24 protein-coding genes and 3 pseudogenes are annotated in these 25,964 nt (G+C 51.5%); 7 read left to right on the forward strand and 20 right to left on the reverse strand.

Annotated features, from left to right (window positions below; translation table 11 throughout):
* Positions 1 to 3 precede the first annotated feature (3 nt).
* From K5E19_RS04585 to K5E19_RS04595, 3 genes are all read right to left on the reverse strand, one after another.
* Positions 4 to 426 (reverse strand): GFA family protein, encoded by a 423-nt coding sequence (locus tag K5E19_RS04585; RefSeq protein WP_221550190.1) that lies wholly within the window; start codon positions 424 to 426, stop codon positions 4 to 6.
* 2 nt (positions 427 to 428) lie between these two features.
* Entirely contained in the window at positions 429 to 626 is a 198-nt protein-coding gene (locus K5E19_RS04590; RefSeq protein ID WP_126546453.1) for a hypothetical protein, read from the reverse strand.
* 75 nt (positions 627 to 701) lie between these two features.
* Positions 702 to 1,037: a DUF1294 domain-containing protein gene (locus tag K5E19_RS04595; RefSeq protein ID WP_221550191.1), complete on the reverse strand. Its 336-nt coding sequence runs from the start codon at positions 1,035 to 1,037 to the stop codon at positions 702 to 704.
* Positions 1,038 to 1,289: 252 nt separating this feature from the next.
* On the opposite strand from K5E19_RS04595, the gene K5E19_RS04600 reads away from it, so the two are divergent.
* Positions 1,290 to 1,898 carry a benzoate transporter gene (locus K5E19_RS04600; RefSeq protein WP_221550192.1) on the forward strand — a complete coding sequence of 203 codons (609 nt, stop codon included), beginning with the start codon at positions 1,290 to 1,292 and terminating at the stop codon, positions 1,896 to 1,898.
* 111 nt (positions 1,899 to 2,009) lie between these two features.
* Positions 2,010 to 2,129, forward strand: a pseudogene (locus K5E19_RS24195) (SOS response-associated peptidase); the annotation flags it as partial.
* Between the two features lie 23 nt (positions 2,130 to 2,152).
* Here K5E19_RS24195 and asd read toward each other — a convergent pair.
* Both asd and K5E19_RS24355 read right to left on the reverse strand, forming a co-directional pair.
* On the reverse strand, positions 2,153 to 3,271 hold the full coding sequence (gene asd, locus K5E19_RS04605; RefSeq protein WP_221550193.1) for an aspartate-semialdehyde dehydrogenase: 1,119 nt from the start codon (positions 3,269 to 3,271) through the stop codon (positions 2,153 to 2,155).
* 294 nt (positions 3,272 to 3,565) lie between these two features.
* Complete coding sequence (locus K5E19_RS24355) at positions 3,566 to 3,631, reverse strand: DUF4113 domain-containing protein (RefSeq protein WP_221550500.1); 66 nt, start codon at positions 3,629 to 3,631, stop codon at positions 3,566 to 3,568.
* A gap of 92 nt (positions 3,632 to 3,723) precedes the next feature.
* Between K5E19_RS24355 and K5E19_RS04615 the strand changes: the two are divergent.
* A pseudogene (locus K5E19_RS04615) lies at positions 3,724 to 4,095 on the forward strand (site-specific integrase); the annotation flags it as partial.
* 29 nt (positions 4,096 to 4,124) lie between these two features.
* Entirely contained in the window at positions 4,125 to 5,060 is a 936-nt protein-coding gene (ttcA, locus tag K5E19_RS04620) for a tRNA 2-thiocytidine(32) synthetase TtcA (RefSeq protein WP_010431562.1), read from the forward strand.
* A 42-nt stretch (positions 5,061 to 5,102) separates the two neighbouring features.
* Here ttcA and dbpA read toward each other — a convergent pair whose 3' ends face one another.
* The 4 genes from dbpA to K5E19_RS04640 all read right to left on the reverse strand — a co-directional run bounded on the left by dbpA (position 5,103) and on the right by K5E19_RS04640 (position 9,066).
* A complete protein-coding gene (gene dbpA, locus K5E19_RS04625; RefSeq protein ID WP_221550194.1) occupies positions 5,103 to 6,476 on the reverse strand; it encodes an ATP-dependent RNA helicase DbpA in 1,374 nt (457 codons plus the stop codon).
* A gap of 27 nt (positions 6,477 to 6,503) precedes the next feature.
* A complete protein-coding gene (locus K5E19_RS04630) occupies positions 6,504 to 6,659 on the reverse strand; it encodes a hypothetical protein (RefSeq protein ID WP_311775515.1) in 156 nt (51 codons plus the stop codon).
* Between the two features lie 302 nt (positions 6,660 to 6,961).
* Positions 6,962 to 7,945 carry a zinc transporter ZntB gene (gene zntB / locus K5E19_RS04635; protein WP_221550195.1) on the reverse strand — a complete coding sequence of 328 codons (984 nt, stop codon included), beginning with the start codon at positions 7,943 to 7,945 and terminating at the stop codon, positions 6,962 to 6,964.
* A gap of 143 nt (positions 7,946 to 8,088) precedes the next feature.
* Positions 8,089 to 9,066 (reverse strand): methyl-accepting chemotaxis protein, encoded by a 978-nt coding sequence (locus K5E19_RS04640; protein WP_260411639.1) that lies wholly within the window; start codon positions 9,064 to 9,066, stop codon positions 8,089 to 8,091.
* 520 nt (positions 9,067 to 9,586) lie between these two features.
* Between K5E19_RS04640 and K5E19_RS04645 the strand changes: the two genes are divergently transcribed.
* From K5E19_RS04645 to K5E19_RS04655, 3 genes are all read left to right on the forward strand, one after another.
* Complete coding sequence (locus K5E19_RS04645) at positions 9,587 to 11,716, forward strand: bifunctional diguanylate cyclase/phosphodiesterase (protein ID WP_221550197.1); 2,130 nt, start codon at positions 9,587 to 9,589, stop codon at positions 11,714 to 11,716.
* A 92-nt stretch (positions 11,717 to 11,808) separates the two neighbouring features.
* On the forward strand, positions 11,809 to 13,041 hold the full coding sequence (locus K5E19_RS04650) for a sensor domain-containing diguanylate cyclase (RefSeq protein ID WP_221550198.1): 1,233 nt from the start codon (positions 11,809 to 11,811) through the stop codon (positions 13,039 to 13,041).
* A gap of 75 nt (positions 13,042 to 13,116) precedes the next feature.
* The gene (locus K5E19_RS04655) at positions 13,117 to 13,257 is read left to right on the forward strand and encodes an Ecr family regulatory small membrane protein (protein ID WP_221550199.1); all 141 of its coding nucleotides are present in this window, start codon (positions 13,117 to 13,119) and stop codon (positions 13,255 to 13,257) included.
* Between the two features lie 74 nt (positions 13,258 to 13,331).
* Here the strand turns inward: K5E19_RS04655 and K5E19_RS04660 are convergent, their stop codons facing one another.
* The 11 genes and pseudogenes from K5E19_RS04660 to K5E19_RS04710 all read right to left on the reverse strand — a co-directional run.
* Positions 13,332 to 13,811: a hypothetical protein gene (locus tag K5E19_RS04660; protein ID WP_221550200.1), complete on the reverse strand. Its 480-nt coding sequence runs from the start codon at positions 13,809 to 13,811 to the stop codon at positions 13,332 to 13,334.
* A 110-nt stretch (positions 13,812 to 13,921) separates the two neighbouring features.
* Complete coding sequence (locus K5E19_RS04665; RefSeq protein WP_221550201.1) at positions 13,922 to 15,235, reverse strand: VasL domain-containing protein; 1,314 nt, start codon at positions 15,233 to 15,235, stop codon at positions 13,922 to 13,924.
* A gap of 23 nt (positions 15,236 to 15,258) precedes the next feature.
* Positions 15,259 to 15,711, reverse strand: a complete 453-nt coding sequence (tssE, locus tag K5E19_RS04670; protein ID WP_221550202.1) for a type VI secretion system baseplate subunit TssE — start codon at positions 15,709 to 15,711, stop codon at positions 15,259 to 15,261.
* Complete coding sequence (tssJ, locus tag K5E19_RS04675) at positions 15,704 to 16,240, reverse strand: type VI secretion system lipoprotein TssJ (RefSeq protein ID WP_221550203.1); 537 nt, start codon at positions 16,238 to 16,240, stop codon at positions 15,704 to 15,706. The genes tssE and tssJ overlap by 8 nt, the downstream gene beginning before the upstream one ends.
* Positions 16,221 to 17,324, reverse strand: coding sequence for a type VI secretion system baseplate subunit TssG (gene tssG, locus K5E19_RS04680; protein ID WP_221550204.1), 1,104 nt, complete (start codon positions 17,322 to 17,324; stop codon positions 16,221 to 16,223). The genes tssJ and tssG overlap by 20 nt, the downstream gene beginning before the upstream one ends.
* Positions 17,279 to 19,042, reverse strand: a complete 1,764-nt coding sequence (tssF, locus tag K5E19_RS04685) for a type VI secretion system baseplate subunit TssF (protein ID WP_221550205.1) — start codon at positions 19,040 to 19,042, stop codon at positions 17,279 to 17,281. The genes tssG and tssF overlap by 46 nt, the downstream gene beginning before the upstream one ends.
* A gap of 20 nt (positions 19,043 to 19,062) precedes the next feature.
* On the reverse strand, positions 19,063 to 20,658 hold the full coding sequence (tssA, locus tag K5E19_RS04690) for a type VI secretion system protein TssA (RefSeq protein WP_221550206.1): 1,596 nt from the start codon (positions 20,656 to 20,658) through the stop codon (positions 19,063 to 19,065).
* Complete coding sequence (locus tag K5E19_RS04695; protein WP_221550207.1) at positions 20,658 to 23,978, reverse strand: ImcF-related family protein; 3,321 nt, start codon at positions 23,976 to 23,978, stop codon at positions 20,658 to 20,660. Before K5E19_RS04695 ends, tssA begins: the two co-directional genes overlap by 1 nt.
* 115 nt (positions 23,979 to 24,093) lie before the next feature.
* The gene (locus tag K5E19_RS04700; RefSeq protein WP_221550208.1) at positions 24,094 to 25,305 is read right to left on the reverse strand and encodes a hypothetical protein; all 1,212 of its coding nucleotides are present in this window, start codon (positions 25,303 to 25,305) and stop codon (positions 24,094 to 24,096) included.
* A gap of 4 nt (positions 25,306 to 25,309) precedes the next feature.
* Positions 25,310 to 25,567: a PAAR domain-containing protein gene (locus tag K5E19_RS04705; protein ID WP_221550209.1), complete on the reverse strand. Its 258-nt coding sequence runs from the start codon at positions 25,565 to 25,567 to the stop codon at positions 25,310 to 25,312.
* Positions 25,568 to 25,583: 16 nt separating this feature from the next.
* A pseudogene (locus tag K5E19_RS04710) lies at positions 25,584 to 25,964 on the reverse strand (hypothetical protein); the annotation flags it as partial.

Here is a 25,964-nt window from a genome sequence, read left to right on the forward strand (position 1 = left end):
CAGTTACACCTGATCGGCTTCTTTTTTACGAAAAGAGAGGTAGCCAAAAACACCGCTGTCACCATCCATGGGATGATTAACCCCGTCCATTACGACCACTTCTGGGAAATCGAATGGAGTGACGTTTTCAAAACAGGCTACGTTCACACCATACTGGTCAGGGTTAGAACGTCTCTGATGAAATGTGTAAATACCACAGACCGAGCAGAAGAAATGGCGAGCCGTACCCGTGTTAAATCGGTATTCAGTGAGCTTATCCTCACCTGTCGTCACTGTGATGCCTGAGAGTGGCGCAGAGACCACGACCGCTCCCCGCATCCGACAAAAAGAACAGCTACAACGACGCGCTGTATTTAACCCGTCAGTAAGTTCGACAGTAAACGTTACCGCGCCACAATGGCACTGTGCATGGCGAATGTCAGTCATCGTTATACTCCTTTTCTGACCAGCTCAGCGGCTTTGACGAACACCTCATCCTCAACGCCATCTCCCTTCTGTCGGCCGAGCCTGACCAGTTCATCAACTATACTTTCACGGTTGATCGGCTTCTGTGCTGAAACCAGCCCAATAACGGCGGCCCCAATCGCCAGCCCAACCAATCCTGTTTGTTCTTCTTTGTTCTTCATGATCGTGCTCCCTTGTACAACAGAAAAGCGTAGCAGGAAAACCGTAAAAAGAATGTTTGTAACGCCAACCGACGCTCACAACGCGGAGGAGTAATAAACCGCCGCCATCGCGGCGGTGCTCAGGAGAACACTGAGCATAAAGTAGGTTTTAAAGGGCTGCTTTTGCGTTTTATGGCGAAACAGTTGTTGACCCAGAATGGCGCCAGGCCACCCCTCTGTCACCCCAAACGCCAATAAAGTGGCTTCCGGGACTCTGCGCATGCCCTTTCGCGCCGCCATTTTATCCGCCCCATATATCGCCATCGTCAACACATTGATGAGCACGAACCATATGACAAGAGGATTCGAAGTAAAAAGGCTGCCAGCCGCAGCGGAAAACAGAAGCAGATAACAAAAACGATTGAGCGTCATAGCAGTGACCACGGGTATGTTGAGCGTATTCAGGTGCCGCATTATACGCGATAACGTGAATGTATCGGGTGGGCGCTATGTCAATTTCTGCCACCACCATCCTCCCACATCATCAAATTGATTTTATTGACTATTTTTGTAAAATGCGTATATCCTGAGAGATCAATTATCTCCATCTGTTTAGTTTTGTAGTTCTCTAAGGTAGCATTACGCAAAGAAGAACTTGATAAGTGCTGGATAAATGCACCAACCTTGCGAAAAGATAAAGGAATTCCAAAACCGCTCAATTTTAATATCGAAAAACCCCCTGAATTTAAAGATAAAATCATCTCCGATGTCGATGAAATATTCACACCTGAAGCCATTAAGCAAATTAACCCGAAGAAATTATGTACGACTTTTCACATGAATTTCTTCAATTATCAATTTAACCTGCAAGTCTTTAATAAAGATGACTCTCCGCGCTTGTGCACACTTCCGCGCGCAACAACGTTGCGTAATCTTAGAGATCATTTTGGTGGAAAGCCCTTTGACTTTAGAAACGTTAAGTCCACTGAAATATATAAAGACTTTTTGTCCAGAATGACATTCAAATTTAGAAACAAGATTGTAAAAAATGCTGGTTGGCACTTCTCGTGGGTTATGTCCCCAGAACGCATCTCCAAAAAAATGTCTACGATCTCTCACACTGAACACGATACGCCAGAATTCAATAACCCGGAACACATCATGAGAGTGATTACGAATGCAGAAGACATCTGGGGTCGAGACAGAAAATTAGCCAAGCAAGTTCTTAAAAAGCCTGAGTTTCCAGCCTACCTGGTCGATAATAAAGAGAAGTTTAAAGAGTTTATTATTTAACCAGCGGTTTTGACCAGGTAATATCGGGTGCTTTTAATGTTTCTGTTATACTAAAAAGCACTCTCTTTTTTCCCATAATCACAGGAATCGGTCTCGCCCTCTCTGTTGCCATCCCGGAAGATAGCTGTCGACGGAGCAGTGCCAGCCGACAAGTTAATCTGGCACGCCGTTACGCGCGCCGTGGGTTATGTGAAGAACCAAGGGCCGGAGCTAATCGAACCGATCAGTTGATGCTGTTGTCGAAATAATATGTCTTAGACTTTGCCTAGCAGAATATTCAACATGCGACGTAATGGCTCCGCCGCACCCCATAACAGCTGATCGCCAACCGTCAGAACCGAGTAAATAGGATCATTGTTTAGTGACATTTTCTTGTAACGGCCAACTCCAACCTGCAACGAACCGCTAATATAAGCTGGGGTCAATCTACTGACACTTTCAACTTTGTTGTTTGGCACAAATCTAACCCAAGGGTGGGAATGCTTCACTAACTCTGCAAATTCTTCTTCGCTAACTTCACGCTTGAGCTTTAGGGTGATGGCAGCACTATGGCACCGAATCACGCCGACACGAATACACAAACCGTTTACCGGAATTGTACCAGGAGAAAGCCCAAGAATTTTGTTTGTTTCTGCCTCACCTTTCCACTCTTCGCGGCTATTCCCATCTCCTAAATCGCTATCAATCCATGGAATGATGCTCCCCATTAGAGGTGCGCCGAAATTCTGAATGGGCATGTCAGCACTGTTAATAAGCTCACTAACTTTATTGACTAAAGGAAGCACCGATCCTGATGGCTTTAGTTCATCTGAGGACAAATGCTTACTGATATATGCACTTTGAGAGATTAATTCCCTGACATACTGAGCCCCTGCACCAGATGCAGACTGATAAGTCATCACGCTCATCCATTCGATCAAGTCAGCTTTTATCAGTCCAGCAAGCCCCATTAGACTCAGAGTGATGGAACAATTGCCACCAACAAAAAGTTTAATCCCTTCATTTACCGCACGATCAATATTGGGCCGATTGACGGGATCGAGAATAATGCATGCTTTCTCATCCATCCGTAATGCTGAGGCCGCGTCAATCCAGTAACCTTTCCAACCATGATCAATTAAAGCCGGATATATTGCTTTGGTATAATCACCACCCTGGCAGGTAATGATGATATCCATTTCGGACAGAGCATTTATGGAGTTTGCATCTTTGAGCGTATAGCTGACGCCTCCAATGACAGGTCCGGCGGCACCTGCACTTGAAGTACTGTAAAAATGCGCAGAGATACCCTCGAAGTCGTTCTCTTCGACCATGCGCTGTAACAAAACAGAACCTACCATTCCTCGCCAACCAACAATGCCAACCTGCTTCATTTGTTCAACCTTAATGACGTTATGAGAATGTTAATTTATTTTCGAGACACGTTATATCTCATCTCAAAATGAAGGTCATTACGAACTGCATCAGATTTATTCATTATTAAAATGTTTCATTGGTCATCAGCGATTTTTATAGACAAACCTTAAAAAAAAGACGCATCACCATGATAGTAAAGAAATAATCATAGGCTGGCACTACATGCATAAGTAATTAAGCGCCAATGACGAGGATACGTCTCCTTTAGAAGTCCACGTGTGGCACAAAGAGGACCAGGACATCGGGAATACTCATAGGACCCTGAGCAGATCTGAAAATCTCGGTGTATACCGAGGCGAAAGCATTTCACGTTTCATCTTTGGCGTTCAAATGGTCCAGCACATCCATTCATCGTCCACAGCAAAAAAAACCGTAACCACTGTTTCAGTTCAAACCTTTTCAGAGCTGAGTGAACCGTGGACGAACATTGATGAATCAGAAGTTCGTCCCACCCAAAACCGATGCAGGTAACCGGGTTATCACCCTATTAGAGCCGGCACTTGAAGCCTCGAAAGCACAGCACAAGCTGACAGCGATACAGCCTAAAGCCGAAATGATCTTTAATAATCGCGAGTATGGCGCAGTGGAACATCAAAGCCTGCGATTCATTTTCATACCCCGAATGCGCAAAGGAGAACAGAAAGCCTACTACGCTTTATCGAGCATCGGTGCAAGATTCAACGCAGCTGTAAAACGTGCTGGTATTCGCCGCCGGAATCCGTACCATACGCGACATACTTTTGCCTGCTGGCTTATATCTGCCGGCACTAACCCGTCTTTCGACCTTGCTGGCTCCGAAGGTAGTAATAAATGCAACAAAATCAAGAAGTGAACAAAAAAGAACAATACAACCTGAATAAGCTGCAAAAGCGTTTGCGCCGTAACGTGGGCGAAGCCATTGCGGACTTCAACATGATTGAAGAAGGCGACCGCATCATGGTTTGTCTGTCAGGGGGTAAAGACAGCTACACCATGCTGGAGATCCTGCGTAATCTTCAGCAAAGCGCACCGGTGAATTTTTCTCTGGTGGCGGTGAACCTCGACCAGAAACAGCCAGGCTTCCCTGAGCACATTCTGCCAGAGTATCTGGAGAATCTCGGCGTTGAGTACAAAATCGTCGAAGAAAACACCTACGGGATTGTTAAAGAGAAGATCCCCGAAGGGAAAACGACCTGCTCGCTCTGCTCTCGCTTACGCCGCGGGATCCTCTACCGTACCGCGACGGAGCTGGGCGCGACCAAAATTGCGCTCGGCCATCACCGCGACGATATCCTGCAGACGCTGTTCCTGAACATGTTCTACGGCGGCAAGATGAAAGGCATGCCGCCTAAGCTGATGAGCGATGACGGCAAGCACATTGTGATCCGCCCACTCGCCTACTGCCGCGAAAAAGACATTGAGCGTTTTTCTCAGGCTAAAGGTTTCCCGATCATTCCATGTAACCTGTGCGGCTCGCAGCCGAACCTGCAGCGTCAGGTTATTGGTGACATGCTGCGCGACTGGGACAAACGTTATCCGGGTCGGATCGAAACCATGTTCAGCGCGATGCAGAACGTCGTCCCTTCTCATCTCGCGGATGTAGAGTTATTCGACTTCAAAGGCATAAACCACGAATCAGAAGTGGTTAACGGTGGCGATCTGGCGTTTGACCGGGAAGAGATCCCAATGCAGCCTGCGGGCTGGCAGCCGGAAGAAGATGACAGTCAGTTAGAAGAACTGCGTCTGAATGTGCTGGAAGTGAAATAAAACGAAGCGTCTCAGAGAGATATCTGAGACGCTTTTTTTCCGTTACTTCAGCAGACGAACGCGGCAGGCTTTGCCTTTAATTTTACCGTTTTGCAGTTGCTTCCAGGCTTTATGCGCCACCGACTGGCGAACCGCCACGTAAACGTGCGCCGGATGAACCGCAATTTTTCCGATATCCGCCCCGTCCAGACCGATATCACCGGTCAGCGCCCCCAACACATCACCCGGACGCATCTTGGCTTTTTTACCGCCGTCGATGCACAGCGTCGCCATTTCAGCCTCCAGCGGGACTATGCTGATATTGCCCGGGGCATTCACCCAGTTCAGTTTAATCTGCAGCATTTCAGAAAGGATATTGGCGCGCTGCGCCTCTTCCGGCGCGCAGAAGCTGATGGCGAGACCGCTGTTGCCCGCGCGCGCGGTACGACCAATACGATGGACGTGTACCTCGGGATCCCAGGCCAGTTCAAAGTTAACCACCAGCTCGAGCGATTTAATGTCCAGACCACGGGCGGCAACGTCGGTCGCGACCAAAACGCGCGCACTGCCGTTAGCAAAACGCACCAGCGTCTGATCGCGGTCGCGCTGCTCCAAATCCCCGTGCAGCGACAATGCGCTTTGACCCGCGGCATTCAGGGCATCGCAGACCGACTGACAATCCTTTTTAGTGTTGCAGAACACCACGCAGGAAGCAGGCTGATGCTGGCTCAGCAGCTTTTGCAGCAGCGAGATTTTGCCGTGCTGCGACGTTTCAAAGAACTGCTGTTCGATGGCGGGCAGAGCATCAACGCTGTCAATTTCAATGGTCAGCGGATTCTTCTGCACACGACCACTGATTGCCGCGATGGCTTCAGGCCAGGTCGCGGAGAACAGCAGCGTCTGGCGATCCTGCGGTGCAAAGCGGATCACCTCATCAATGGCATCGCTAAAGCCCATGTCGAGCATACGATCGGCTTCATCCATCACCAGCGTCTGCAGGGCATCAAGCGAAACCGTTCCCTTTTGCAGGTGATCGAGCAGACGCCCCGGCGTGGCAACGATAATATGCGGCGCATGCTGCAGCGAATCACGCTGTGCGCCAAAAGGTTGTCCGCCACAGAGAGTTAAAATTTTGGTATTCGGCAGAAAACGTGCCAGACGACGCAACTCTCCGGCGACCTGGTCCGCCAGCTCGCGGGTCGGACACAGAATCAGCGACTGCGTCTGGAATAACGCCGAATCAATATGCTGCAACAGCCCGAGACCAAACGCGGCCGTTTTCCCACTGCCGGTTTTTGCCTGTACGCGTACGTCACGGCCTTCCAGGATGGCCGGCAGCGCAGCCGCCTGTACAGGGGTCATAGTGAGGTATCCCAACTCGTTAAGGTTATCGAGTTGGGCAGCAGGCAAAACGTTCAGGGTCGAAAAAGCGGTCACAGTATTCTCTCGTGGTCATCGTCGCAGTCAGATGGCGCGTATCCTCGCAGATATCAGGGTTGGATGCGACAATTTAATCGGTTCTTCATCCGGCGGCGGGTCCGGCATAGGCTGAGGACGCGGGATGGGATCGGGCATCGGCGTTGGGTCGGTGGGGACCGGATCGGACTGGCGTGAATGCATGAATTGCAGCGCGAGTAGCATGCTCATCTCTTCCTCCAGGTTTTATTATTGACCCTTTTAGGGTAGACGCTGGGGAACGACAGGCAAAAAAAAAGCCGACTATTAAGTCGGCGTCGTACGAATCAATTGTGCTATGCAGTAATTCAAAAAAAGGAAGTAAGACAATATGGAGCGCAACGCCCATCGCTTGACGTTGCATTCACCTGCGGGAGTAATATTGCACCTTGCGGGGTAGATGTTTATTGACTTCGCTCAATTAAAATGTCGTTTTGAAGCAATCTACACACCGAAAAAGTGTAAATTTACAACCATTTACTGCGATGCAACCACCATGCAACACCGCCAATCAAAACCACTAACATGACGCAGAAGGCCGTAAAGCCATAGTGGTATTCTCCGCCGGGTATTCCGCCAAGATTGACGCCAAATAGTCCCGTCAGAAAAGTGCTGGGTAAAAAGACCATCGCCATGAGCGACATCGTATAAGTTCGTCTCGAGAGCGATTCCTGCATCACCTGCGCAATTTCATCCGCCATCACCGCCGTTCGGGCAATACAGGAGTCGATCTCGTCCAGCCCTCTTCCGAGCCTGTCAGCAATGTCCTGCATTCTTCGACGCTGGTCATCGTTCATCCAGCTCAGGCGCTCGCTGGCCAGCCGCGCGTATACATCGCGCTGAGGCGTCATGTAGCGACGCATGACGATCAGCTGTTTGCGCAGAAGCGCCAGAAAACCGCGCGGGGGGATCTGCTGATCGAGCAGATTGTCCTCCAGATCGATAATCTTATCGTGTAGCTCTTCGATAAATTCGCTGGCATGATCGGTCAGGGCATCGCAGACGTCCACCAGCCAGCTGCCGCAATCCGTCGGGCCCGTGCCCTCTTTCAGATCGTTCACCACATCATCCAGCGCCAGCACCTTACGCTGGCGGGTAGAGACAATCATCCGCTCATCCATATAGAGGCGCATTGCAACCAGCTGGTCGGGACGTTCATCCGTGCTGCCATTAATGCAGCGCAGCGTAATTAATGTCCCCTCGCCCATTCTGCTGACACGTGGCCTGAGGCTCTCTCCTGCGAGCGCATCACGCACGTTATTGGGTAAGAGCGGCGTCGATGCCAGCCACTCGGCACTGTCTGGATGGGTGTAGTTCAAATGCAGCCAGCAGGGATGTTCACTATCAATATCATCATTGTCTTCCAGCGGCCTCGCACCACCACGACCATCGAACACCCACGCAAAAACTGCGTCAGGCACGTTAACTTCGGACCCTTTCATGCTCTCCACAGCGCCTCCCGCTTTTCATCTTCACGGTGTCAGTCTAGCTTTCGTCCAGGCTTAAGCAATAGATATGTTCAGCATCACGCTGAATGCGCTCAGGAATTGTACTTTTCGCATCAAAGAGAAAGCCTGGCAAGCCAGGCTTTTTATCAGAGAGAGGGGATCGGGGAACGTTGAGGTCGCGGTAAGGGCGCTTCCGCATGATGTCTCTGGTCAAGCCGGAAGTTACGCGTGCGGGTTTGCAGTTCAATCACCTGGTTACGCAGCACATCAGAGGATCCGTTGAGTTCCTCCACCATGGCGACATTGCTCTGCGTCACGCGTTCCAGTTCAGACAGCGCCTGCGTTATCTGCGAAATCCCTTTTTCCTGCTCTGACGTGGAGGCGGAGATATCGTCCATTAACCGGCTGACGTTATTCGATCCCGCCACGATATCCTGCATATTTCTCTCCGCTTCCGAGACAACGTTTACGCCCTGCGTCACGTTATTGCTGGTCACGTCAATCAGCGACTTGATGTTTTTCGCCGCTTCGGCGCTTCGGTGTGCGAGATTACGGACTTCACCGGCCACCACCGAAAATCCTTTGCCATGATCACCCGCGCGTGCAGCCTCTACCGCCGCATTAAGCGCCAGAATATTGGTCTGGAAAGCGATACCATCAATAAGGGAGATAATTTCCGTCATTTGCTGGGCACATTCGGTTATAGACTGCATGTTGTGAGCAACCTGCCCCATTAATTGTCCGCCTTTTTGTGCCTGTAACGTTGCGGCATTCGCCTGCTCGCTGGCTAAACGGGTATTGTCTGCGTTGTTTCGGGTACTCGCTGCCATTTGTTCCATGCTGGCCGCCGTCTGGATCAATGACGCTGACTGCTGCTCGGTCTTTACCGACAGTTCTGCACTGCGGGATGAGAGCTGCTCCGCAAGCGTCATGGCCGTTTGTGAAGAGGATCTGATCTCGCTGACCAGCGTGGCGATGTTACTGGACAAGCTATTAATGCCTGGAATCAAACGCCCTGCGCAGTTATTGCCAAATTCAGGGATAGAGACGCCAAGATTGCCCGACGTCACTTCTTCAATACTTTTCTTCACAGTATTGATCGGCGTCACAAGATATTTTGTCATGTACGCCCAAAGTAAAATCAGTGCAATGAGCTGTGTCGTATTCACGGCAATAAAAAGTGACATGCCATTAGCAAACAATGCAATCACTCCGTTATTAATCAAAAAGAGGCACAAAAGAAAATAGACAATAAAAGTTCTGACACTAATATTTCTTAGCATACATTTTCCTGGGGCTTTATATTTTTATCGGCATTAAAATTTATAGCATTGCGCGATAACTTTGTCCTCACGATCTGCGCGAGTTTGTTGTTTCGCAGTTTGATTATCATGATTTCACTTAAGAAAGAACAAAAGCGGGTTTTACAGGAAATGTATTGCGCGACATGCTGCCGCTCTGGTTTATGTCACCCGTACGCGATACTCTGTTCTTACGCCACACGATAGCTATTCATGCGTATTTAAGAGGCATTGCATTAAAAGCGGGATACTGTTTAGTTGCACTTAAAAGAGTCGTTTTCTTAATATATTTTATATTCTTAATTAATTGATAACTCCGTAGCTTTTGGCGTGGGATGACAAAATGCTCAACGTATCGTGGGACCCTGTTTTAATAGCCGTTTCATATTTGGTGGCGTTTATCGCCTCATTTGTGGCTTTAGACAGCGCGGGTAAAATCTCCCTTGCCAGCCGTAAGGCCGCACTATTCTGGCGTATGGCAGGCGGTATAACCCTCGGTATCGGGATCTGGTCTATGCATTTCATCGGCATGCTGTCGATGAAAATGCCGATGATCATGAGCTACCACCTCTGGCTCACCGTTGGCTCGCTGGGTATTGCCGTCGTTGCTTCTACGCTTGCCATTAATATCGCCGTTCCCGGGAAATCGCTTTCCCCCTTTCGACTGTTCCTCGCCACGCTGATCCTCAGCGCGGGTGTCGTTTCCATGCACTATGTGGGTATGGCCGCATTAATGCTGAAGGGCAGCATTATCTGGGATCGACGCATTGTCCTCTTATCGGTGCTGATTGCCGTCATTGCGTCCGGTGCCGCACTATGGTTAGCCTTCCATTTACGGGAAAAGCATAAAGGCGTGTATATCAACCGTCTTGCGGCTGCGCTAGTGATGGCAGCAGCCATTTGCGCCATGCATTACACCGGAATGAACGCCGCGCATTTCCACGAAATGGAAAACACATTACCGGGCGGTATCAGTGAACTGGGATTATCAATTTGGGTTTCCGTCACCACATTGTGTCTGCTTGGGCTGATGCTGATTATCTCGCTGATAGATTCACACAGGCGGACTAACCGGCTGACGGATAATTTGCGCCAGCTTAACCGACAACTGGAGTTGCAGGCACGTTTTGATGTGCTTACCGGACTTGCCAATCGTCACCAGATGGACGTGCGGATGCAGGACTGCCTGCACAGCGCGCTGCTGAGCAACAAGCCGTTTGCGGTGATATTTTTTGATATTGACCATTTCAAGCGGATTAATGATATCTGGGGTCATCACGTTGGCGATGAACTGCTGATAAACGTGGCTCATCGCGTGACTGCACGGTTAACACGCGAAATGACGCTGGCACGCCTGGGGGGTGATGCCTTCATTTTGCTGGTCCCGGAATGCGATGACGACAAGCTTAACGCGCTGCTTTCACCCCTGCTGGACGATATCCGCCGCCCCCTTTCCCTGTGCGGGCATACGTTAACTATCACGCTCAGCGCAGGAGTAAGCCTCTATCCTCAACATGGTGAAACGCTGCATGAGCTAAAGCTTAAAGCCGATGCGGCAATGCATACCGTGAAAAAACAAGGTCGTAATGGCTGGGCGCTTTATCGCACCGAGATGTCCACGGCGGTTCCTGCTGAGCCAGCTTTTTTGCAGGAGTTATCCCTGGCGCTAGAACGCGATCAGTTTGAAATGTGGTATCAGCCAACCTGGCTGGCAGAAGAGAATACCATTCATGGGTTTGAGGCACTGCTACGCTGGCGTCACCCGGAACAAGGTGTTTTACTTCCTGGGCTCTTTTTACCGTCCCTGGAACAAACCGGGCTGATCATTCCCGTTGGTAACTGGGCGATTGAAGCGGCCTGTAAACAGCTGAGCTTCTGGACTGAACAGGGGTTCAGCCAATGGACATTGTCATTTAACCTGTCGCCGATGCAATTTGAGCAGCAGGATATCTTTCAGGTTATCTCGTCCATGCTGCAAAAATATAACCTGGCCCCCTCCCGGTTGATCCTTGAAGTGACGGAAAGTACGGCGCTAAAAAACCTCGATCGCAGTATTGAATTGCTCACTGCGTTCAACCAAGCCGGGATTACCGTTTCGATAGATGATTTTGGTACGGGTTATTCAAATCTTCTCATGCTCAGCGTCTTACCGGCGAAAGAGCTGAAAATCGATAAAAGTTTTGTCAGTTCAATGCTTGAAAATGAGAAAAGCAGAAAGCTTGTGGAAACGATAATTACCATCGCCCGGACTCTGGAGATGAATGTCGTTGCAGAAGGAATTGAAACCGAAGCGCAGCGGGCAATGCTGGTGAGTCTGGGTTGTGATTATCTGCAGGGGTACCTCTACTCACGCCCTTTACCTGCGGAACAGGTTCCGTGGCTGCTGCTGCAAAAAACGTCTGGAGGACAGATTATACCAATCGGTAAAATTCAGGCAGAATCGCCCTTTATTTCACAAAAAAATCACGCCTGATGTGATTAAGTAAGGTATGTTTCAAAGGAGCCCACGCGAGTCAATTCCGGCGTGATCGTCAGGTATACCGTGCCGATGTACAGGAATTCCCTATGTCGCAATACAGCTTCGATGCGCTGAATGTTATTAAAAACCCGGTGTGGCTGATTTCACCCGTCGCAGAAAATATTATATTTGCCAATACTGCGGCGACCAAACTTATGCGCGATAAAACGTTGATCGAGATGCGCACTGGGATCTATTCCGCGAATGCGCAGACCGCTCTCTCAATGTATGTCCCCGATCTCAAAAGCGAACTGGATATCGTCGAAATACTCACTGTCTGGCGAGATAATCAAGAGAGTACACTGAGCTGTCGTCTGACGCTTACGCATCTGTCGCCTTATGGTGATGTGATTGTCTTTGAGGGGATTTCGCAGCAGGCACCTTCCGGGCTTAAAGCCAGCCGTTCAGCAACCTATCAGCGAAAAAAACAGGGATTCTACGCACGCTTTTTTCTTACCAACAGTGCACCAATGTTGTTAATCGACACCGCCCGTGATGGACACATCGTTGACGCCAATCTGGCTGCGCTTAATTTTTACGGCTACACCCATGATGACATGTGCAGTAAACATACCTGGGAAATTAACACGCTTGGGCGCGACATCTTGCCTATTATGACGGAGATCGCCAGCCTGCCCGGAGGTCATAAACCGCTTAACTTTGTCCACCGGCTGGCAGATGGTTCGACCCGACACGTGCAGACCTACGCAGGACCGATTGAGATCTACGGCGATAAGCTGATGTTGTGCATTATTCACGATATCACTGAACAAAAGCGGCTGGAGCAGGAGCTGGAACATGCGGCCCTGCGAGATTCAATGACCGGTCTGCTTAATCGCCGACAGTTTTACAACATCACGGAGCAAACCACGCTTTCTCACCTCCCGGCACAGCAGCAGTTTAGCCTGTTGCTGGTAGATACTGACCATTTCAAAAACATCAACGACCTCTTCGGACACCTTAAGGGTGATGAGGTACTCATTTCGCTCTCCCGCACGCTGGAAGCCTGCAGCCGTCCCGATGACTATGTTTTCCGCTGGGGCGGTGAAGAGTTCGTGCTCCTGCTGCCGCGAACCCCACTTGAAACCGCGATGCAGATAGCGGAATCCATTCGCGCCGCGGTAGCGCATATTACGATTCCCGGATTGCCTCGCTTCACCGTCAGCATCGGCGTTGCACGGCACAATCAGGGCGAAAGCATTGATGACCTCTTCAAACGTGTCGATGATGCGCTCTACCGCGCCAAAAATGACGGTCGCAACAAGGTGCTGGCCGCATGACGCTGGAGTTGTGAAGAAAGCCCCGTTAGAATCCCAGCCAGGGCTGAAACAGACTTCAGGTGGGTAATCGCTTAGATGGGAAAAACAGAAATACTCCTCACCTTAATTATTCTCTGCCTTATTATTTTTGGTTTGTGGTTTATTTTTAGTGGTGAAATTTGGGTGCTTGTCGCCTATTTTGAAAATAGCCTCTACCCCACCATTGAAGCACCGTAAGGCTCGTTTCAGGCCTTGCGTCAGTTATGTCTTACATTACAGCGCTCAATGCGCGGAGTGCCCGGCTGGAATAATCAGGCCAGACAGTCCACTGCCAGGAAAAAATGATTTTCCGTCATAATGGCATTCTCTTTTACGCCCTGATGTTCACGCCGGATAAACCAGCCCTCTTCCGGTGCCATGCTCAGGCAAAACACCTGGCTGATGCCGGGCGCATCAACCCGCATTGTCACGCAGCCCCTTTCGGCGCGACGACAGAGTTGCTCCGGCATGATGCTGGCACTGCGATCTCCGTTCAGCAGACGGATGGTAGTGATGTCATACCGGCATATGCCGCTGCTGAGGCTGTAACCAAGGGTACTCAGGTCATGAATATGTTTCGTCGACACAATGACCTCAATTCCACTCCCTTCAAACCACTCACAAATCTGCTGCGCCAGCGCATCCATCCGCTGGCGGAATGCCCGGATTTCCCCCTCCGCTGATTCGTGATCGGGCGGAATACTGTCATTTTTCTGCTGCACTCTTTTAAAAAATCGGTCTCTGGCTGACACGTTGTCGTCCCTGTTAACAATACACATACTGTTGGGCCAGATTCAGCGTGAGATACGCGGACCGGCCATTTTATTCAACTGCTTCCACACCTTCTTTACCGATAATCGGCTCATTCCGCCGTTTTTTGTTTCAGCGCAGCATAGCGGGTAATCAGCTGTTGCAGATGCTGTTCCGTCTGGCTCTGCAGCGCTGCAGGCCAGGATTGATTTGGCGGTAACATGGACAGCTGACGCAGCTGTTCCTCGACCGGTACAGCGCTATTGAACGACTGCGACATGGCAAACACGGCCGATTTCAGCTCGCTGACCGTCATATACTTCCCCTTCTGTTCATCAAGTGCATTCAGCCGGTTCGCCAGCTGCTGTAGCTGAATCATTCCCTGATGCCAGCCGTTAAGATTGTCCTCAGGAAGAGCCGCAATCGTGATTTGCTGCTGCCACTTTTGCGCCAGCGGCTTCGCTTGTTCTGGCCACAGCACCAGCGCCTGTTTCAGAAGTTCATCACCATAACTGATGGCCCAGTCCGGTTTTAACTGCACAAGTCGTGTGAGCTGCTGCTGTGTCTGCCTGATGCCCGTATCAGGCGAAGGAGAGGATTGCCGGAAAGACCGGACTTGCTCATTCGTAAGCGCAGTGGGCAACGGGGCAAGCGTTGCCGCAAACTGCATCTGAGCTGGTTCCGGCTTATGCATTATCTGCCATCCCAGGACCGTTGTACCGGACAGTACCATCATGCTCAGCATTCCGGCAAAAAACGGTTTCCATGGTTTTACGGGTGCTGGAGATTCCGTCTCCACCTGCACATGCGGCTGGGGGTCAGGTTGAATAACATACACCCGCTTCACTCGCTCTACCGGCGCAAGGGACACGGCCTCACCTGAGAGGCTCACGCCTGCGTTTTCGCTGTTTTCCAGCCGCACCGCTGCGTTATGGATCAGTATACGGAGGTCATCAAGCTGGCTGGTATGCTTTAATTCCAAACGCTCTAGCACGTCACCCAGCGCATTCAAATAAGCCTCTGCCTGGTACAGTTGGTTAAGATCGGCATAGCTCAGCGTCAGGGTACGCATAACCTGCTGTAATCGCTTACTGAGAGAGCTGAGAATATCCATCCGGGCATGCACCGGCTGAGGCCACATGTTCCCCCACTGACGTGAGATAAGCGCATCCAGAATCGCTAACCCTTCATTCATGCCGTACAAACCGGACAGATGCGTGCGCGCAAGCGTATACCAGGCCGCGGTTTGCAGTTCCACCCCGTTGTGCTCAAACAGTGAAAGGCAGAGCGTTTCCGCGTGCGGCCAGTTTACGTCCGGACGTGCCGGATGCGTCAGCTTGCTCATTTCATCGCGCAGGGAGACATAATCGGCGAGCGTGCGCGGGTTACCGCCGGTGTTAAGGTGACGTTCAGGGAATGTTGTCATGTTGGTTTCAGCCAGAATAAAAACTAGATTGCGGAGCGGGCATCCAGATACTGCTGCTGTTTGAGGTGGCGAATGAGCACGCGCCCTTCGGGCATAAACTCGGTGCCGTACCGGACCAGGCCGATTCCTTTGAGTTCCGCGTCAATGGCATAGCGCAGCTCTCCGGGGACGTGCTGCTCCAGGAGAACAACGGCTATTTTTTTCAGGCGTGGCTCATATTTGAGCAGCACGGCAGACAATGTGCCCATAAGCTCATGGGCCGTGCCCGGCATGCCCTGCAGGATTTTCGTCATATCGGGCAGCCCGTAATCAGGCAGGTGTGCCAGCGTCCCGGCGCGACAGTTGAGGACGCGCTGCATGTTATCAAGTACCGAAAGGATGACCTGATTTTGCTCACTGACCTGATGTAGATCGTGACCGCCGCTAAAGTTGCCATAGAGCGTTTCATACAGTGAAGGACGGGATAACTCACTCATCTTTCACCGCCTGCAGGGCAAGCCTGTTGTTGCCCGCTTCGATGATGCGAGCTTTATCCGGGTCGAGATCGTCACGGCTGAGTACCACGCGCCAGGTGTTGTTTTCCTGGTCAGGAGACATAAACATCCCGGCCACTGCCACATACTGCGCATCTTTCTCCATTGGCATATCGACCGTCACCGCTCCACCCGGCTGCAGACGGATATCTTTCTCGGCCACCAGGTCTCCTTTAATGGCCTGGCTGTCAGCTTTAAACAATGACGGATAGTCCGTACTGTCGAACGTTTTGCGATCCTTAAGCTGGTAGATACGCACGACCGTCGATAGCGCTACACCACCATTATTACTGTTGATGGCCTCACGGGCGCGAATATCTAGGTGGAGGTTTTTAACCTGCTTATAAAAAATCGATTTGGTCACAGCAACGGTGCCGTCTGTCACTTTTTGAGTCAGCCCACAGCCCGTCAGTATTAGAGTGATACCGGCTGCCAGCGCAGCCAGAGGAAATTTACCAGCGGTAATCGCCATCTTCATCGGTCTCCCTACGGTGAATATTTTCCTGTACCCGCTCATAGCGGCCCAGATTAATGGTTATAGTTTTGGGGTGAGTGAAGGTGTTCGCTCTATTCAGTGGACGCATTACGGCAGTGCGGCCCAGCTGCACAGTACCTGTTTTGGGTTTAGTGCTCATCGTCGCGTCTGGCAGCAGGCTGCGGTCGACAGACAGCAGCAGACGAACATCGAGACGCGAGCCCAAATAGACATGCAGTAGCGCCATTAAATCCGTATGAAGCTCCCCGCCCGGTAACCAGCCCTGCACTTCATTAGGGTCAGAGGTTGTCAGCCGCATCAGCACCTGGCTATTCACGTCGGTGGCATAGTTGCCCATCACCGGACGGTTTATCAGGGTGATAGGCTCGATGACGCTCATGGTCAGGGGTTTCTTCAGCGGCACACGGCGCTTGTCATGGTGCCAGATTTTCGCCTCCGTATTGGGTGCCAGCAGGCGCACCAGCGAAGCCATGCCTTCTGCGGTACGCCCCGGCAGCAACATGACCGGCAGCAGTGCCAGAAAACGTGAGGCCGGTGTCGCAATGCTATCCGTGCAGCCTTCAATCCCGAGCCCGGCCAGCCCCAGCAGATACTGTGAGGTTTTGTCCTTTCCGCCCTCTTCAAAATTCGCCGGATATGAGTATTTACGCCAGATACGGTAGTGCTGGCTAATAAGCCGATGGTTGAAGATATCGAGGAAATCCGCAGTGGCTTCGTACCCTTCCCGGCGCTGGGTAATGTCATCGATATAATGCGTCGGCAGCGGGGACTCCACACCGTAGAGCCCCATAAAAGCGATACGTAGCGTCGGTGGAAGATGTGGGTATTCAGCAGCTTCGAATGACCTGATTTCCGAAGCCGGGAAGCCCATCCCCGGGTGAGGACGAAAACGTACCGGCTCATGACGCACCTGCCAGGTGCTGCCCGTAACCGGTTTTTCCGGCTCGCTCTGCTCCAGCAGCTGGCAGAAGCGGTAAAAGTTGATATATGGCAGCCGGTCGCCAAGACGCGCTATCAGCCTGGCAGACGCGGACTGTGATTCTCTTTCCACCGGATGCATTTTCCTTCTGGCTGAACGATGAGGGTAAGCTGGTTGAACTGGTTCATGTCGGCATAGAGCGCGAAGAAACGGTTGAGCATTTCACCGAACAGGTGAATGTCGCCCTCACCGGTGAAGCCGTTGCTGTCGAGGGTTACCTCGATATCCAGCCCCCTCAGCAGGTAGCCCTGTTCAAAACGTTGAAGGCGGTGGTGCTCCACATGCTGAATCGCCTCCAGACGCCGGGTATTCAGTTCATCTTCCTCCCAGTTATAAAGTGCAAGCGTCCCGCGCAGCACTTCGGCGGTGCTCATCATGTTCAGGAAGCCCGAGCCCAGGTGGCTAAGCACCCGCCAGTGAAAACGGTCTTCGGCAGGGGGGTAGACCGGCAGCGTCGGTTTGCAGAGGTTGCGTACCGAAAGCTTTGTACTGACCACCTGCTCACAGCGGTCCAGCAGCGTACTCTGTAATGCCCGTCGTGGTAACTGACCGTTGGTACCGGTGATTTGCAGCGATACGGTTTCGCGGTCAAGGAGGCGGTCATCTTCCCACTGATGTCCTCCCAGAATTAACCAGGTGTCATACAACCCGGTCACACTGCGCTTTACGCGAGTATGGTAGTAACGCGGGGGTGCCTGTCGACGCATCATCCCGCCTTTATGGCGGAAGGAGCTGAACGGCACATACTCCGCGTCGTTCGTCCGATTTGAGCCGGTGACCGAATCCACCGAATAAATTTCGGTATGTCCGTCCTGCAGACGTTTAGGACGCAGCAGGTACTCGCTTTCAAGCCCGGTGATGGTGAGCGGATCAGCTTCCAGCGTAAACAGGTTAATCACCGGCACACAGTGCAGTCGAACCGCGTCATCGGTGACCGGAAGGTCAGACGGCCACGACGCGCTGAACACCACTTCAATTTCAAAGTACTCCGTCCCGGCAGGCGGCGTGATGCCATCCAGGCCGTTGAGGTGGACAAACATAAACTTGTCGCGGAAAGTGAAGTACTCCAGCAGTAGCTGGTAGCCGCTGAAGGCAGTATCGCCCTTCGGCCACAGCCCGTCTTCATCCGCAAATCCCCCTGGCGAGAAATACCCGTCAAGCCGGATACGGTCGGTCTGCCCGGGCAGGCGCATATACAGGGCGGCCTGTCGTTTCGTCAGCATCAGGTGCAGTTGACTGCTGACGGGCGCATCTGCGCCGAGATAGAGGCACAGGTGGCTGAGATCGGCATGCGACCAGTCTGCCTGACTACTGCAGGCCATGCGCATCCTCAACAGCGAACGACCGTCAGGCTCCGTGGTCATTGTGACCGCGGAGACACTCAGGGGATTGAGCATTACATCCTGGGTCGTACGGTAACGACAGACCGTATTCTTTGGCCCGATGGGACGGGAATACACTTCGAGCCCCGCAGGTACCACTTCCGCCATTTTCATAGCGTGCAGCGCCGGGTTAAGTGCCACCACTGACAGCGAAGGGATGGTGCGCAGATAGTGGGGCCAGAGCATGCTGACCAGCCCTTCGGTCAGTTCCGGCAGGTCGTCGTCAATCTTCTCCCGCAGCCGCCCCATAGAGAAGGCAAAGCCTTCAAACAGGCGTTCGACATACGGATCGGGTGTACCGGCTTTATCCAGGTCGAGCATCGCGGCCCGGTCCGGATGGGTCTGAGCAAATTCTTTCGCGGCTTCACGCAGGTAGCGAATTTCTGCGTCGTAATAACGCAGGGTCAAATCTTCCATTTATTTCTGTTCCTGTGGACTTAAACGCAAAGCACGGCGGCACGGGCAGGATCGACTGCGATCAGCTCGGCAAGTAACTCGTCCATTACCGGGTTAAGGCGTACGTTGTCAGCCTCACTACGGCCGGCTTTCAGTCTGAGTAGTTTCAGGTGGCGGGCGCGGACTTCAAACAACAGCTCAGGCTCCCAGTCACCGAGGGTTACTCCACGGGCACGTTCACCCAGTTCAGCAAACAGGTGCACCGCCAGATCATTTTTTCCGTATTGCTCAGCAATGCGGCCCATCAGAAGTCGCAACAGCCACTTATGTCGCGCAGTGGTTACGCCAGAGCGGTTCTGTAGCCAAGCCAGCGCAGCATCCGGGCCTTCACTGTCGGCAAGCGCCACAGCTTCCGACTCAAGCGCCAGAATGTCATCGTTACCGGCGGTGATCGGAGCGGCTGGGGTCTCATTGCCCCACCCGCCGACGGTGTCCAGCACACTCTGCTGGATCCAGTTCAGGGTCACTTCGTCCGCAAACGGCGTGCCGTCACTGAACGCCAGCGTCTCAAGCCCGGACAGGCGCGACAACAGCCCTTTCAGATCGGCAGCAATAATGTCAGCCAGGGTATCCTGACCTGATTTCGTCAGCGCCTGGTGGATGTACCACTGCAAATCCAGCCACAGGTGATTGGCACCGCGAGAAAAGGTGCTGTCGGCCGTTTCCAGCATTTCAGCCCAGTTCTGCTGCAGGTAGATACGTTTGAGTAACGCGCGTTGATCCGCCCTTGGCGGCTCGATGCGTGTACGCCCCTGCGCATCCGGGGCCGGGATGGCCCGCAGAGTGTCGTGACGCAGGCTCTTCATCAGATGATGTGCTGACAGCCAACCATCGGGCTGCTCGCGCAGGTATTCGGTGAGTGTACGGGCCTGTGCCAGCAAATCCTGACCAGAGGTGATACGCCCGATGGTCGGGGCAACGCTGTGACTGACCGTCGAAGGAGTTTCGATAATACTGGCGTTCTGCGGCACAACCGCATCCACGCCCCCCGCTTTCTGCAAACGATTGTCCAGCGCACCGTAAAGCGCGTTAAGTTCCGGGCGGGTATCATCAGGTTCATTTTCAGTAAGCTCCGCTATCAGCAGCAGCGCGCCGGTGGTACGCATCGCCTCTTCCCTGACCACTTCCGGGTATAGTGAGAGCGAATCCGTCATACGCGAGCCCGCCAGCCATTCCAGTGCCGCCTTGCGGCTTCGTTCACGCCGCGGATACAACTGCGCGCCGTAGCGTTCCAGCAGTCCGGCCAGCAGTTCGAGTCCTCTGGCGAGTCCCTGTTCGCCTTCGCGGTGCAGCTTAGCCCAGCAGTAGTAAGTGGCTATACGGATATCTTTGGCGGTAGTGGTCAGCAGCTTCTCTGCAAGTCGGCAAATAAGCTCCGTGTCCGCACCGGAGAGTTTGTTCACCTCCTCGCGCATCTGCTGGAAGTCATCGTCATAGCTCGGATCTTCGCCTGCGGGTGATGAACCGGAAAGCGGCTGCAGCCAGTTATCCCACTGCGCTACGCGCTCACGGGTGGCCGCAATCAGTGACGGATGCTCAGCCTGGCAGGCGCTCAGTAAAACATTCAGCGTGCTCATCAGTAGACCTCCTCTGTATCACTGTCCGCGCTGGCGACCTGGTCAGATACTGCCATATCAGTAACGCTGAAGATGGTCTCCGGGAGACGGAAATTACGCAGCTTCAGCAGCGCCAGAGGCCCCTCTCCAGCTTCAGTACGTAGGGTATAGTTGAGCATGTGGCCGTCAGGGGCCTTCCAGCTCAGGCTGTAGCTGCTGTCCACCCCAGGGTAGGCAGAGACCGTTGCTTTATCGAGCAGGCGTATCCAGCCCCACGCCCCTGGCATATCGGCATACTGACGGGTACCCGCCTGCGTACTTATCCAACTAAGATTCGCGCCGGGCGCTTCCGTATCTCCAGGCCAGGAGAAGCGCTTCCATGCAGGAAGCTGGTTCACATAGGTCAGCTTCTGGCTGTCAATAATCATGTCGGTCTGCATCACACCATCAGCAGTGCCCGGACGCAGTTCAAAGTTCATGCCGGCATTGCCTTCGGTGAATGCCACATCCGAGATATGACTCAGAGTGTTGATGGCATTGATGAACGCCGGGTTAAACGCCAGCCCCTGAGAGTTGATGCTGTCCGGAACCCAGTGGTTACCCTCCTTGTGCAGCACGCCTTTAAGACGAGTCTGCAGGAACTGTGCGATACGCCCGGAATCAGTATTGAGGTATTTGGCGAGCAGCGGCAGGGACACATCACTGCTGGCGTTGTTAAACGGATAACGCCCACCAAATGCGGTGTTCCACTCTGAAACCACTGCCTGCTGCCACTGGGCATTGAGGCTGTCGGCCGCAGGGGTCAGCACCTGCTGCCAGGCCTGCTCCATCGGGCTCACAAACACCGTACGACCAAAGCTGCTCCACTCCTGCCCCATGCCGGCGGCAACCAGACTACCGTAGTCACGGGTTTCGGTGAGGTCCACCGCTTTGCCCTGGAATACCGTCTGAGCGATACTCTGTGTCATTGCCTGCGGGTCAGCCGCATTGGTCACCTGCTGCAGGCGCAGGCGCACCTGCGTCACGCGGGTCAGGAATGACTGCAGACTCTGCTCCTGCGCTCCCGTGCGGTTTTTATCCATCAGCGCCAGCACCGGACCAAAGGTCGCATCCAGCGGGCCGTGAATGCCGGCACTCTGGTCAATGGCGTCTTTGTTATCACTACCGAGCAGATTTTTGGCTGATTTTACCAGTGAGTCAGATATCGCTTCTCCAGTCTGCCCGGTTCGCCCCTGCACGTTCAGGGTATTCATCAACGCCACCAGCGGTGACTGACGCACGTCGGCCATGAGGGTCAGTTGGTCAATGGAATCCGACAGCGTGGTGGCCTTGTTCCAGCGCAGGCTGTTCAGAAACGTCAGCCAGGCGCCGCCGAAGTCCGCGAAATAACGCTCGGTCAGGCGTTCTTTCAGTGCTTCCGGTGAGGTTTCATCCTGTTTATTCACCTGACGCTTGCTGTCAGTCAGCACCCAGTCGAGCTCGTCCCGGCGAGCCTTAACCACCTTGTCGATGGCAGGCTGCACGGCCTGCTCCCAGGCCTGACGGGTAAACATACCCGGCACAATTTCGGTGGTGCTAAACAGACGGGATGCATCCGTATCGCCGGTCATGTCTTCGAGGCGCATATCGACATACAGATGCGCCACCTGAGAGAGCATCTTCTGGTACAGACTCGATTCACTGTTACGTACGCCCATCAGGCGAACCAGCATAGAACGCGCCTGGCTGACCATGCTCTCATCTGCCCGCAATTTCCACTCAGGATGTTTGACCAGCTGTGCACCATAAAACGACAACAGAGACGGTGCCATCCCCTGCCAGACACCGTCTTTCACGCCATCACGCTTCGGCCAGTCGCGCAACAGCGCAGAGCTGAACCAGGCCGCGTCCATGTGCTCGGGGCGGGCCAGCATCAGATAGAGCCTGAGCTGCTCCCAGGCGGACTTTGCCATCTGCTCACGTAGCGGGCTCTCTGGTGATAGTGCATTAAAGGCCCTGACCTGCTTCTGCAGATGTTCTGCGGCGGCATCCCTTAGCAGAGGCTGTGCGCTTTCCTGGTAACGTGGCCAGAGTGCGGCAAGCAGCGTGTTATTCTGGCTCAGCCCGGCCCGCTCGTACCATGGCACACCGTGTGCAGACCGGTACTGCAGGCGGGCCAGCGTTTTCTGAAGTTCCGACAGAGAATGCAGGCGCTGTTCCAGCGGCTGGTTCTGCCTTGCGGCAACTGCGGCCAGGGCATTTGCGTCTTCAATCTGGCTGCGGTTGGTGATATACGCGATGCCCATCCACACAGCCCAGCCTACCATCCCCAGGACGACTGCAGACCTCACGACCTTGCACCAGGGGATGCCCGGCTTGTGCGGACGCAGCCCGGCAGGAAGCATCCGGACAGATTCAGGCAGAACATCCCAACGTCTGTCCATGCCCCAGTGGTGTGTAATGGTACGCTCCGCACCAGCAGAAGGCTGGCTGAACACCACACCGGCCAGCGGTAGCGGGCGATACGGATTGAGCATCACCGACAGCGGTGCGGTCACGCTCTCCGGCTCGCGGACAAGCTGGTCGGCAAGCATCAGCAGAAAGTTGTGTTTCACATCAGTACAGGCCTGCTGCAGGCCCTGCGAAGTTAAATCTGGCGTCAGGGCAGAGAGTTGTTCTGCCAGCCCTTCGGGACAACAACCGGCAGGCAACAGACAACCGATCGCCTGAGTAATACGCCCTTGGGGCTTACCGGCGCGCTGGTGCAAGGACCAGACATACAGCGGAAGTTTCCAGCCAAGCATGTCCATACGCGCGCTGATGGCATGAGACAGGGAGTCCATAGTGCTCTCAGACGGTACCGGCAGCGGCTGTTGCAGTCCTGGAACTGAGAGCTGGTCAAACGCCGCAGTGACCCACACCAGACCATCCACCGGACGATGGCGCAGTTTGCGCAGCGCGGTCAGCCAGGTGCTGTCTGCTGGCGTGTTGAGGTCACCGCCCCACAGCAACAGCGTACCGCGGTCTTCCTGCCAAAGTTCGCGGGGGAGTTTTGGGATGAATTGTTCGACATCGGCAGCGTTGCCGGTTACCAGCAGGATGCGAATTTTATTATGCCAGAAATGACCGTAAGTAAGTCGCAGTGCTTGTTGTACTTCGCCTATTATTTTTTTACTTATATCTGCCTGTTTCAAATGAGCACTAGTGTATGACTGGGTACTCTGTTTATCATTTAACTTACGGAAAAAACGCAATCTTGACGCAAACGCAACAAGTGAGTACCGACTGACTAGCAACAAAGAGAGGAAAACGGGAACTGCAAAAATAGTACACAGCACACGAAATTTTTCTGCTGGTTCCATCCATCCTAAAGATGCCCCCCACAGGTAATAAATTAGAAGCAAGATAATAGTAACAATAATAATAAAAAAAAGCCAGAAAATTTAATAAGGATTTTTCTCATGTTATAGCAAACCTCTAAACACTGGCAATCGAGTGAAATAAATGGGATTCCAAAATATCATTACTTTTATTTACAAACAAATATTGCCCTGGGGGGAGATGTTCACTTACATAGCTCAATTGCAAGAACTGGGTAAGAGGCGGGCACTTACATAAATAGTTGTCTGAATCAACGTACATATACGATGAAAGTGCACTTTCCGACATTGCATCTGTAGTTTTTAATACGAGTTTTTTAAACTCATCCTCATTCAACCCAGAATATATAATACCTGATAGCTTTCGCCCTTCTTTAACCCTACCCCAAAGCAGAGATTTATCTATTCCTGCCCAATCACATTCTGGCCGAAAAAAAGCTCCTAAAGATGAATGACCACCGTTCTCACCGTCATTTCTCAATCTTCCCAACAAGAACATCACAGATTCAGATTTATTGTCGACTTCATCGTCAAGTAATTCTGCGCCATAAAAAATGGCAGCAATAATAACTATATATTCATCAGATGTTCTCTCCAACCAGTTGTCGATGGATTCGGATAAATTATTACTAAACTCAACATTCGCTAATGGATATATTTTATCAACTCGTTCCTGCCAAATCTTTTCCATTAAAGGTTTTAAATTATCATTAAGTACACACACCACTTTTAACCTGGCATGCTTAGGCAAGAGACTTATATGCATGTGGATATCATTAAGGACACCCCCCATTATTTCATTAAATAAAATAGCATTCCTCTCCTGTATTTGATGAATGCTATTTAATTCAGGCACTGGAGAATTAAAAGAAAGATATCTGGACATATGCGTTAACTTTGGCGCATAGCGCACAGGTAATAAACCCTCATTAATACCATTAGTCACATTACCATTTAAATCGGGGAATCTGACCTGCAACTCTATGACTTCAAGATGGGTCCTTCCTTTCTGAAGCAGTTCCTGATAATAATCTTGTCGAGTTTTATTCCAGTTAATTGCTTCGATATTTTTATTATCCCATAATATAATCCTAAAGAAAAACACAGCCCCACTTATAAGTAATGGAACCAGCAATAATTCAGACCAGAAAACATAACTAACTCTTGATAAATACTCAGAATAAAAGACCCAAAAAACAGATGCATAGATAGTAAGTATGCAAATGCAAATTACAAATTCAATCCATAATGATAATGTTTTTTTGAAGATTTTTTTCTCCGAAGGAATATCATGGATGTTTACTGGCATAAATTTATTCCTTAAAAACACGCGAACCCACGGAAATAAGAATAGCACCACATGAACAGCGATGCCCTTCTAACGCAACAGCTAACCCATTATCGCAATGCTTTTCATCCCCCTCACTTATACTATTAACACCATGTATTGAACATGAGACTAGATCAGACTTTCGAGCCACAGCTTTACCATCAATGGTTATCTGAGATGAACCCGTTAAAACATAGCCTCCATGAGATGTTTCATCACCTACACATATAATTTTTTTCATATCTCAACAAACTTTATTATTGTTGTATCTCAGGAAGTCTCTCAAGCGGCAACACCTGAACACCATCAGCATCGTCAGAACTATCATCCCTATTTAATGGTAATCCTGTATCGGGATCTAAACCTTCTACTTTATCTTTCCCATTGATTTTAAATGCTATATTTGTTTTTTCATAGACAAAAAAATCTTTTTTATTTTTGAGGAAAGCTGCATGCATTTTATTATCAATCGTTTCAGAAGAGGTAAATTCATTTATAGAAACCAATGTATCAAATGTTTTACTATAAAACAAAATATCATATGAGACGCCTCGACGCCCCCCCTTTTCTGAAGTGATATTTGTACAGCCCGAATAGAATAGTAAATAATTAGGTTCATCAAGTAATACTTGATCAAT

The sequence above is a fragment of the Enterobacter sp. RIT637 genome (assembly GCF_019718755.1).
GTDB lineage: Bacteria > Pseudomonadota > Gammaproteobacteria > Enterobacterales > Enterobacteriaceae > Enterobacter.